Here is a 9,952-nt window from a genome sequence, read left to right as displayed (position 1 = left end):
TCAGGAGATAGGAGACGAGAATGCCGGCGCAGATCACGATCACCGGCAGCGCGGTTGATTCCATCGAAATCGCCAGGCCTTGGATGACGTTGGTGCCGTGACCGGTGGTCGAGCTTTTGGCGATGCTCTGAACCGGGCGGTAGAATGTGGAGGTGTAGTACTCGGTGATCCAGACCAAGAGACCGGTGACGGCCAATCCCACCAGCGCGCAATAGAACAAGCGAGAACCGGTGGTGATGGTGCCGTTGGTCATGATCATCATGGTGTCCATGCCCACCAGCTTGGAGATCGAAATCCAGATCGCCCCGGCCGACAACACGCCGGCCGCGACCAGGCCCTTATAGAGCGCCCCCATGATGTTCTTGCTCCGGCCGAGCCGGACGAAAAAGGTGCCGATCACAGACGCGAAGATGCACACGCCGCCGATCAGCAGCGGCAGCACCATGATGGTATCGCGCAAGGCGCCGTCGAAGAAGATCGCGCACAGCAGCATGGTCGCGACGATGGTCACGGCATAGGTCTCGAACAGATCGGCGGCCATGCCGGCGCAATCGCCGACATTGTCGCCGACGTTGTCGGCGATGGTGGCGGGATTGCGCGGATCGTCCTCGGGAATGCCGGCCTCGACCTTGCCGACGAGGTCGCCGCCGACGTCGGCGCCCTTGGTGAAGATGCCGCCGCCGAGACGGGCGAAGATCGAAATCAGGGAAGCACCGAAGCCGAGCGCCACCAGCGCATCGACCACGGTGCGGCTGTTCGAGGCCAGATGCAGCGAATAGGTCAGGAAGCCGAAATAAAGGGTGACGCCGAGCAGCGCCAGGCCGGCAACCAGCATGCCGGTGATGGCGCCGGCCTTGAAGGCGAGTTCAAGTCCGCCGGCCAGCGATGTGGTCGCGGCCTGCGCGGTGCGCACATTGGCGCGAACTGAAACGTTCATGCCGATGAAGCCCGCAGCGCCCGACAGCACCGCGCCGATCAGGAAGCCGGCCGCGACCAGCATGCCGAGGAAGTAGGCCAGCAGCGCGAACACCACGACCCCGACAAGGCCGATCGTCATGTATTGGCGCTTGAGATAGGCCTGCGCGCCTTCGCGCACGGCGGCCGCTATTTCCTGCATCCGCGGATTACCGGCATCCGCTTTCAAAACCGACAAGGTCGCCCAGATGGCGTAAACGATGGAAAGCGCTCCGCAGAGCACAATCACCCATAATGCTGTCATTGAATTTGCCTCAGTCTATCTTGGTTTCCCACCCCACGCCGGTCGCCGCGGGAGCGGCGGGCGCATAAAAAGAAGGCCTGCCCTGCCCAAAAGGGCGGCCTCAAATCGGGCGGGACCATGCCAAAATCATATCCCCGGCGCAACGCTGCGAAGGGCGTAAACGGTCGATTTCAGCCGGGTATTTGTACCAAAACCGATGCTTTTCGCGAGAATCCCCCGAGAATCCCGGAGAATCCTAGAAATGACTATAGGACCGGCGCGCCAGCGCTATCTCCCTGCCCTGCCCGTCCAAAAACCTTGGGGGCGACGCCCCCGCGATGACAGTTCCGATCGAGGTCACCGCCACCCCGGCGAGGTCAGCGTCGCGTGCGAAAATCTCAAAGCAGGCCTCCGGGATCGCGCATAGAATCTCGTAGTCGTCGCCGCCTGAAACCAGCGCCTCGACGCCGACGGTGCCACGCGCAAGCAATGCCGCGGCGGCTGCGGAGAACGGGATGCTCTGCGCATCGATGGCGGCGGAAACACCTGACGCCGCGCACAGCTTGGCCAGATCCCCCGCCAGACCGTCGGACACATCCATCGCCGCATGCGCGTGATCGCGGACGGCTTTGGCCAGCGCACTGCGCGGCTGCGGCACACGATAACGCCCGACCAGCATCTGGTTCGCCGCGGCATCGCCGGCCAGCGCGGTGGCCACCGCGCCTCCTTTGAGACTGTCGAGGCCAAGCACCGCGTCGCCGATCGTTCCGGTCACCACGACCCGATCGCCCGGTTTGGCGCCGTTGCGGCGGACCATCTTGCCTCCTGGAACTCGTCCGAACGCGGTGATCGAAATCATCAGCGGACCCGGCGTGGAGACGGTGTCGCCACCCAGCAGCGGGCAGCCGAACAGATCGATATCCTCAGCCAGCCCGCGCGCGAATGACGCCAGCCAAGCATGGTCAGCCGAACGCAGCGCCAGCGTCAGCACAAATCCCGCCGGCGTCGCGCCCTTCGCCGCGAGATCGCTGAGATTCACCCGCAGCGCCTTGCGCGCGATGCTATCGGGCGGATCGATGGCGAGAAAATGCACGCCCTCAACGATGGCATCCGTCGTCACCACGATGTCGTCACCGAGCGCCTGCAGGACCGCCGCATCGTCGCCGAGATCGAACGCGCCGGGATCGGTCGCGAGCGGGCGGAAGTACCGCGCAATCAGCGAGTCCTCACCGGATGGCGAGTCCTCATCGGAGGGATTGTCTCGGCGATCCGTCATAACGCCACCACACCGCCGTCATCGCCCGGCTTGACCGGGCGATCCAGTATTCCGAGGCGTCGGTGGTCACGCATGAAGGTCACGGTGTTCCGCCTTCGCGGATGATGACAAACAACACTTGCGGCCACAGGCCGGCATTTCAGCCACCTGCCCGCACGAACTCGTCGGCGCGAAACTGGCGGGCGATCTGATCGAGCACAGCGTTCACCATGCCGGTCTCGTCCGGTTCGACAAAGGCATGCGCCACATCGACATATTCGGAAACGACGACGCGGCCGGGCACATCCTTGCGATGCTCCAGTTCGTAGGCGCCGGCGCGCAGCACCGCGCGCAGGATGGCGTCGATCCGCTTCAGCGGCCAGCCCTTCGACAGCGCATCGTCGATCAGGGGATCGAGCGTGGCCTGATCGCGCACCACGCCGGAGACGACGTCGCGGAAGAAGGCGGCTTCCGCCGGCAGGTATTTGTCGCCTTCGACCTCGCCTCCGAGCCAATGGCTCTCGAACTCGGCAAAGATATCGTTGATCCCCGCGCCGCCAATGTCCATCTGGTAGAGCGCCTGCACCGCCGCAAGCCGCGCCGCGCCGCGCCGGTTGGCTTTCTTGTCCGGAGCTTTGGCGGGCTTCTTTTCGTGGGGCTTCTTGTGGTCTGCCATGATCAGGTCCGCGCCAGCCGGCGTTTGATCCGCAGCATGGCGAGAGCCGCGCGTGCGGCGTCGCCGCCCTTGTTGAGTTCGCTGGCGCGCGCCCGCGCCCACGCCTGCGCGTCGGTGTTGACGGTAACGATGCCGTTGCCGAGCGGAAACTTTCTCGCCACTGCAAGGTCCATCAGCGCGCGCGAGGATTCCATCGATACGATTTCGAAATGGATGGTGTCGCCCCGCACCACGCAGCCGAGCGCGATCGCCGCGTCATAGGGTTTGCCGTTGGCCTCGGCGGCATCGAGCGCGATCGCGATGGCGGCGGGAATTTCCAGCGCGCCGGGCACCGTGATCACATCATGGGTGACGCCGGCCGCCTTCAACTCGGCGACGGCGCCCTCCAGCAATGCATCCTGGATATCGTCATAGAAGCGCGCCTCGACGATCAGCGCGCGTGCGCCGGAAATGTCGGTCTGATCCTTCAACTGAGCGCGCCGTGCGTCTGCCATCATGTCCCGATCGAAATATCTGGAGAGTTGGGCTGCGTTTTAGGCGCAGCGGCAGCCAATGCCAAGTACTGCTTCGATATCATTTCGCCGCTTTAACCTCATTTCGCAGCTTCTACTTCATTTCCGAGAGCCGCGCGGCGTAGCGCGCCATCAGGTCGACCTCGAGATTGACCTCGCCGCCCGAGCGCCAGCCGCCAAGCGTCGTGACCGAGAGTGTATGCGGAATGATCAGCACCGAAAACATCACGTCATCGACGCTGTTCACGGTCAGCGATACGCCATCCAGCGTCACCGAGCCTTTGGTGGCGATGAAGCGCGCCAGTTCGCGCGTAGTCCGCAGTTCGAACCGCGCCATGTCGGGCAGATCGTGACGCCCGACAATGGTGGCGATCCCGTCGGCATGGCCGGCGACAATATGGCCGCCGAGTTCATCGCCGATCTTCAGCGCGCGTTCGAGATTGAGCCGGGTTCCGGTCACCCAATGCTTCGCGGTGGTCATCGCGAGCGTCTCGGCGGCGGCATCGACGTCGAACCAGGTCCTGTCCTGCGCCACGCCGGAGGCCACGACGGTCAGGCAAACGCCGTTGCAGGCGATCGAGGCGCCGTCCGCGATGGTGGCGCGGTCATAGCGGCAGGCGATACGCAACCGGTGCAGCTGGCCCTGCGCCGTCGGGGTCAACGCCGTGATCTCGCCGATGTCGGTGACTATGCCGGTAAACATTCAGGTACGCTCGTAGACGGTCAGAGTGTCGTTTTGCAGCTTCTCGCTAGCACGTGGCGTGAATTTGGACGACCCGGTGATCGCCGACAGCGGCAATGCATCCAGCGCGGCGACGCCGTCGGCTCCGACCGCATCGGGCCCGCGCAGCAGCCAGACTTCGTCGACCAGATCAGCGGCGACAAAAGACGAGGCGACGCGCGCCCCGCCCTCGACCAGCAGCCGCGTGATGCCCTTCTGCGCCAACGCATGCAGCACGCCCGCGAGATCAAGTCCCGGCGGCGGCGCCGAGGTGGTGGGAACGCGGATCACCTGCGCGCCCGCGGCGCCGAGCTTCATGGCCGCCGGCGCTTCCGACAGGTTCGACGTCATCACCCACAGCGGCGTCGCCCGCGCCGAATGCACCAGCCGGCTGGTGCCTGATATCCGCAGCGCACGATCCAGCACCACCCGCACCGGCGAGCGCGCCTCCATGCCTGGCAGGCGGCAGGTCAACAGCGGATCATCCGCCAGCACGGTGCCGATCCCGACCAGGATAGCGTCGCATTGCGCGCGCAGCAGATGCACGCGAGTTTTGGCGGCTTCGCCCGATATCGCGATCGGCTGGCGGCCGGCCGCGCCGATCTTGTCATCCGCCGAGACCGCCAGCTTGAGGATCACATGCGGACGCCTGTCGCGGATGCGCCGGAAATGCCCGGCGTGATCGTGGGCGGCTTCCAGCGCGCCAAGCCCGATATCGACTGTTATACCGGCGGCGCGGAGCTTCGCGTGGCCCTGCCCGGCCACCTCCGGATTGGGATCCTCGATCGCCGACACCACGCGCGCAATGCCGGCGGCGATGATGGCATCGGCGCAGGGTGGCGATTTGCCGACATGCGAGCACGGCTCCAGCGTGACATAGAGCGTGGCGCCGCGCGCGGCCTCGCCGGCGCGCGACAACGCCACCGGTTCGGCATGGGGGCGGCCCCCGGGCTGGGTCCAGCCGCGTCCGACAATGACCCCGTCCTTGACCACCACGGCGCCGACCGCCGGATTGGGCCAAGTGCGGCCCTGCCCGCGCCGCCCGAGTGCCAATGCGAGTTGCATGAAGCGCTGGTCGGCGGCTTTCGAGTCCTTCGATTTTTGCGCGAACTGCTCTTCCAGAATGCGGAAGATCATTTGCGTAACAGAGCGAGCCGCGCGTCGTCGTCGCCGGAGAGCTCGCCGAGCACCGCTTCGAAATCTTTTGCCTCGCGGAAATTGCGATAGACCGAGGCGAAACGCACATAGGCGACGTCGTCGAGCTGGCGCAGATGCTCCATCACGATCTCGCCGATAGCTTCCGATGAAATCTCGGCTTCGCCGCCGCTTTCGAGCTCACGTACGATCGCCGAGACCATTTTCTCGACCCGCTCGGGATCGACCGGCCGCTTGCGCAGCGAGATCTGCAGCGAGCGCACCAGCTTATCGCGGTCGAACGGCACCCGCCGGCCATTGCGCTTGATGACCGTGAGTTCGCGCAGCTGCACCCGCTCGAAGGTGGTGAAACGGAAATTGCAGGCGATGCAGACCCGCCGCCGCCGGATCACGGCGGAATCCTCGGTCGGACGCGAGTCCTTCACCTGCGTATCGAGACTGTTGCAGCTTGGGCATCGCATCCGGCAAAACCTTACTGATAGAGAGCCTTACTGGTAGATCGGGAAACGGTCGGTGAGCGCTTTGACCCGTTCCTTGATGGCGGCTTCCACCAGCGGCGCGCTGCCGTCCTGCGACTGCGCCACCGCATTCAGCACTTCGGCGATCAGGCCGCCGACCTGCTGGAATTCGGCCACCCCGAAGCCGCGCGTGGTCGCCGCCGGTGTGCCCAGACGAAGACCTGAGGTCACGAACGGCTTTTCCGGATCGAAGGGAATGCCGTTCTTGTTGCAGGTGATCGCCGCACGCACCAGCGCCTTTTCCGAGACGTTGCCCTTGAGGCCCTTGGGGCGGAGATCGACCAGCATCAGATGGTTGTCGGTGCCGCCGGAGACGATGTCGAAGCCGTGCGCGCGCAGGCTTTCCGCCAGCGCCTTGGCGTTCTCGACCACGTTCCTGGCGTAGATCTTGAAATCCGGACGCAGCGCTTCGGCGAAGGCGACCGCCTTGGCCGCGATCACATGCATCAGCGGGCCGCCCTGCAGGCCCGGGAAGATCGCCGAGTTCAATTTCTTGGCCAGCGCCTCGTCATTGGTCAAAATCAACCCGCCGCGCGGACCGCGCAGCGACTTGTGCGTGGTGGTGGTGGTGACATGGGCATGCGGCACCGGCGAAGCATGGACGCCGCCGGCCACCAGACCCGCGAAATGCGCCATGTCGACCAGGAGATAGGCGCCGACGCTGTCGGCGATCTCGCGAAAGCGCTTGAAATCCCACGGCCGCGAATAGGCCGATCCGCCGGCGATGATCAGCTTCGGCCGCATTTGTTCGGCCTGCTTCGCCACCGCGTCCATGTCGATGATCTGGTCCTCGCGCCGCACCGTGTAATGCGAGGCCTTGAACCATTTGCCGGACATGTTGACCGGCGAACCGTGGGTGAGATGGCCGCCGGCGGCGAGGTCGAGGCCCATGAAGGTATCGCCGGGCTGCAGCAGCGCCAGGAACACCGCCTGGTTCATCTGGCTGCCCGAGTTCGGCTGCACGTTGGCGAACCCGGCGCCGAACAGTTTCTTGGCGCGCTCGATCGCCAGCGTCTCGGCGACGTCGACCCATTCGCAGCCGCCATAATAGCGGTTGCCCGGATAACCCTCGGCGTATTTGTTGGTCATCACCGAGCCCTGCGCTTCCAACACCGCGCGGCTGACGATGTTTTCCGACGCGATCAGCTCGATCTCGTGGCGCTGCCGGCCGAGTTCGCCGCGGATCGCGGCCGCGATCTCCGGATCGGCCTCGGTGAGCGTGGCGGTGAAGAACGAGTCGGGCGCGGAGGCGGTTTGGGCGCTGCTGGGCGAAGAGCTCGGAGGGGTCATTGGCTGAAATATCTCCACCGCCGCAACCTGTTACGGGCATTGCGGTCGGTCTTATGTGGCGGTCGAAAGAGTGCTTGCGGGATACCACATTGCCCGGGAATGGCCAAGCGCTTGCGGTACGCGCCTGATATTTATGCAAGATATGGTGGGGATGACGGAAAACCAACTTTGTTGTCCCGGCCCCCGAGCCGGGACGACGGCGAAAGTATTCAACCCCCGACCCCGTCGCGGTTGTAGATATCGTCGCGGAACTGGACCACGCCATCGGGGGTCGCCCAGGCCGTGACATAGACCCAGTACAGCGGCAACGGCTTGGCCACCTTGGCGTCCTTGCGCTCGCCCGACTTGATGACGTCGTCGATTTCGGCCTTCGACCAGCCCGGACTTTCAGCCAATATCCAGTAGACCAGCTCGCGGACGTTCTGCACCCGCATGCAGCCCGAGGAGGCAAAGCGAAAATCCTCGCCGAACAGCCCCTTCGAGGGCGTGTCGTGCATGTAGACGCCGTCTGGCGACGGGAAATTGATTTTCATCGAGCCCAGCGAATTGAAATCGCCGGCATCCTGCTTGAACTTGTAATTCACCGCTTCGGCCGAGTACCAGTCGATCTGCGAAGGCGGCAGCTCGTTGTTCTTGGGATCGAAGATGCGGATGTGGTTCCTGGTGAGATAGTCCGGCTCGGCCTGCATCTTCGGAATCAGGTCCTTGCGGATGATCGACACCGGCACGGTCCAGAACGGGTTGAAGTTGATCTGAGTGATCTTGCTGCGGACGTCCGGCGACGGCCGGTCCGGCTTGCCGGCCACCGCGGTGTGACGCGTCACCGCGACGCCGTTCTCGATCGCCTCGATCTGGGCGGCCGGAATGTTGGCGACCACGATGCGGTTGCCGAGATTGCCGGTAAGGCTCTTCAACCGCACCGCATTGGTGCGAAGCTGCATCAGCCGCCTCTCGGCCGGAACATTGAGCGCGCGCAGCGTGGCGTCGTGCACGATGCCGTCGGGGTGCAGTCCATGCCGCACCTGGAAGCGGCGCACCGCGGCGTCGACATAGGAATCGAACACCTGCGGATCGCCGGAATTGAGCTCGAGATCGCCCGCGATCGACAGCCGCGAGCGCAGCGCCGGCATCGCCGGACTCTTGACGCCGACCCGCAATCCCTCGGCTCCCGGCACTTCGGGCCAGCCGCCCTTGGCGACGATGGTCTCGTATTGTGCGATCGAGGTCTGCGTGGTTTCCGCGGTCGAGGGCGACAGCGTCGGCAGCGATTTCTTCGGCAGCCTGACGTTGCGCGAGGCGTTGTCGAAGCCGCTGCCGAGGCCGCTGTCCTGATTTTCCTTGATCAGGTCGTTCAGCATCTGGTCGGGCGTCTGATCCTCAGCCGCCTGCGCGGCGCGCACCAGCGCGCTGGCGGCGAAACCGGCGCCGGCATGGGCCAGGAAAGATCGGCGGGTGAGAAAACGAGTCATCAACAATCACCTGTCATTCCGGGGCGCGCAGCGAACCCGGAATCTCGAGATTCCGGGTCTGCGCCAAGTGGCGCATCCCGGAATGACTATCCATAGCAAAGCCTTATGCCGCAGATAACCCGCTAAATTTCGCTTCCCAAACACGTGAAGGCTATTGTGCAAAGCGGTAGGCGCCGCCCTTCTCGATCGAGCGCTGGAACGCCGGGCGCGCATGCATGCGCGTGAGCCAAGCGCCCAGATTCGGATAGGGCTCGAGCTTTTTAAAGATCTTCGCCATCTCGGCCACAAAGCTCATCTGGATGTCGGCGCCGGTCAGCGACGTCCCGATGAAGAACTCGCGCCCCTTCAGCGCGCCCTCGACATAACCGAGATGGTTGGCGATCTCGCTGTCGATCCGCGGCTGCAGCGGCGCGCCGGCCTCCTTCAGCCTGCTGACATAGAGGTTCAGCATCAGCGGCAGCATCCCGGAACCTTCCGAATAATGCAGCCACTCGTGATAGGGCTCGAACTCGGCGCTGTCAGGGGCCGGCATCAGTTCTCCTTTGCCGTAGCGGCGGATCAGGTAATCGACGATGGCGCCGGATTCCGCGATCCTGACGTTGCCGTCGGTGATCACAGGCGATTTGCCGAGCGGATGCACCGCCATCAGCTCCGGCGGTGCCAGCCTTGTGGTGGCATCGCGCTGGTATTTCTTCATCTCATAGGGCGTGCCGAGCTCTTCCAGCAGCCACAGGATCCGTTGCGAACGGGAGTCATTGAGATGATGAAGCGTGAGCATGGGGTTTCCTCGGGGATGCTTGTTGGAGGCGCAGGCTAGCATCGGAAGCGCGTCGGCGCGACCGGTTGGTTTTGCGCAATGTCGTCGCATCGCAGGACACGTGCGCTGCTCTAATTTAGGTCGTCATACCCCGCGCACGCGGGGTATCCAGTACGCCGCGGCCGTTCGATTCCCAACTGGCGCCTCGGAATACTGGATCGCCCGCTTTCGCGGGCGATGACGGCTGAGGGTGCCGCGCACTCAGACACACCTTCACGACCTCGCGGCGCGATGCGCCCGAGTTGGTGCAAGAAAATCCTAAACGCCCAACAAAGGGCGTGGGGAATGCCGGGTGCTCGACGCACCCGCAGCCCCCTGTGCAACAAAAAAGCACAGGGGTA

General features: G+C 64.4%; 10 protein-coding genes. All 10 read right to left on the bottom strand.

Going from position 1 to position 9,952, the window contains the following annotated elements; all coding sequences use genetic code 11:
* A partial coding sequence (locus ABR948_RS24235; protein WP_428122943.1) for a proton/sodium-translocating pyrophosphatase occupies positions 1–1,219 on the bottom strand: 1,219 nt, incomplete at its 3' end.
* 235 nt (positions 1,220–1,454) lie between these two features.
* Positions 1,455–2,474: a thiamine-phosphate kinase gene (thiL, locus tag ABR948_RS24230; protein ID WP_428122942.1), complete on the bottom strand. Its 1,020-nt coding sequence runs from the start codon at positions 2,472–2,474 to the stop codon at positions 1,455–1,457.
* Positions 2,475–2,613: 139 nt separating this feature from the next.
* Positions 2,614–3,129: a transcription antitermination factor NusB gene (gene nusB, locus ABR948_RS24225; RefSeq protein ID WP_428122941.1), complete on the bottom strand. Its 516-nt coding sequence runs from the start codon at positions 3,127–3,129 to the stop codon at positions 2,614–2,616.
* 2 nt (positions 3,130–3,131) lie between these two features.
* Complete coding sequence (gene ribH / locus ABR948_RS24220) at positions 3,132–3,623, bottom strand: 6,7-dimethyl-8-ribityllumazine synthase (protein WP_428122944.1); 492 nt, start codon at positions 3,621–3,623, stop codon at positions 3,132–3,134.
* Positions 3,624–3,735: 112 nt separating this feature from the next.
* Positions 3,736–4,344: a riboflavin synthase gene (locus tag ABR948_RS24215; RefSeq protein ID WP_428122939.1), complete on the bottom strand. Its 609-nt coding sequence runs from the start codon at positions 4,342–4,344 to the stop codon at positions 3,736–3,738.
* The gene (ribD, locus tag ABR948_RS24210) at positions 4,345–5,499 is read right to left on the bottom strand and encodes a bifunctional diaminohydroxyphosphoribosylaminopyrimidine deaminase/5-amino-6-(5-phosphoribosylamino)uracil reductase RibD (RefSeq protein WP_428122938.1); all 1,155 of its coding nucleotides are present in this window, start codon (positions 5,497–5,499) and stop codon (positions 4,345–4,347) included.
* Positions 5,496–5,978, bottom strand: coding sequence for a transcriptional regulator NrdR (gene nrdR / locus ABR948_RS24205; RefSeq protein ID WP_213741056.1), 483 nt, complete (start codon positions 5,976–5,978; stop codon positions 5,496–5,498). Before nrdR ends, ribD begins: the two co-directional genes overlap by 4 nt.
* A gap of 27 nt (positions 5,979–6,005) precedes the next feature.
* Entirely contained in the window at positions 6,006–7,325 is a 1,320-nt protein-coding gene (glyA, locus tag ABR948_RS24200; protein WP_428122937.1) for a serine hydroxymethyltransferase, read from the bottom strand.
* A gap of 209 nt (positions 7,326–7,534) precedes the next feature.
* Positions 7,535–8,794 (bottom strand): L,D-transpeptidase family protein, encoded by a 1,260-nt coding sequence (locus ABR948_RS24195; protein WP_428122936.1) that lies wholly within the window; start codon positions 8,792–8,794, stop codon positions 7,535–7,537.
* A gap of 151 nt (positions 8,795–8,945) precedes the next feature.
* On the bottom strand, positions 8,946–9,572 hold the full coding sequence (locus ABR948_RS24190; protein WP_428122935.1) for a glutathione S-transferase family protein: 627 nt from the start codon (positions 9,570–9,572) through the stop codon (positions 8,946–8,948).
* Between the last annotated feature and the right edge of the window lie 380 nt (positions 9,573–9,952).

Source organism: Bradyrhizobium sp. (genome assembly GCF_050014615.1).
GTDB lineage: Bacteria > Pseudomonadota > Alphaproteobacteria > Rhizobiales > Xanthobacteraceae > Bradyrhizobium.
This window is presented reverse-complemented; position numbering and strand designations above follow the sequence as displayed.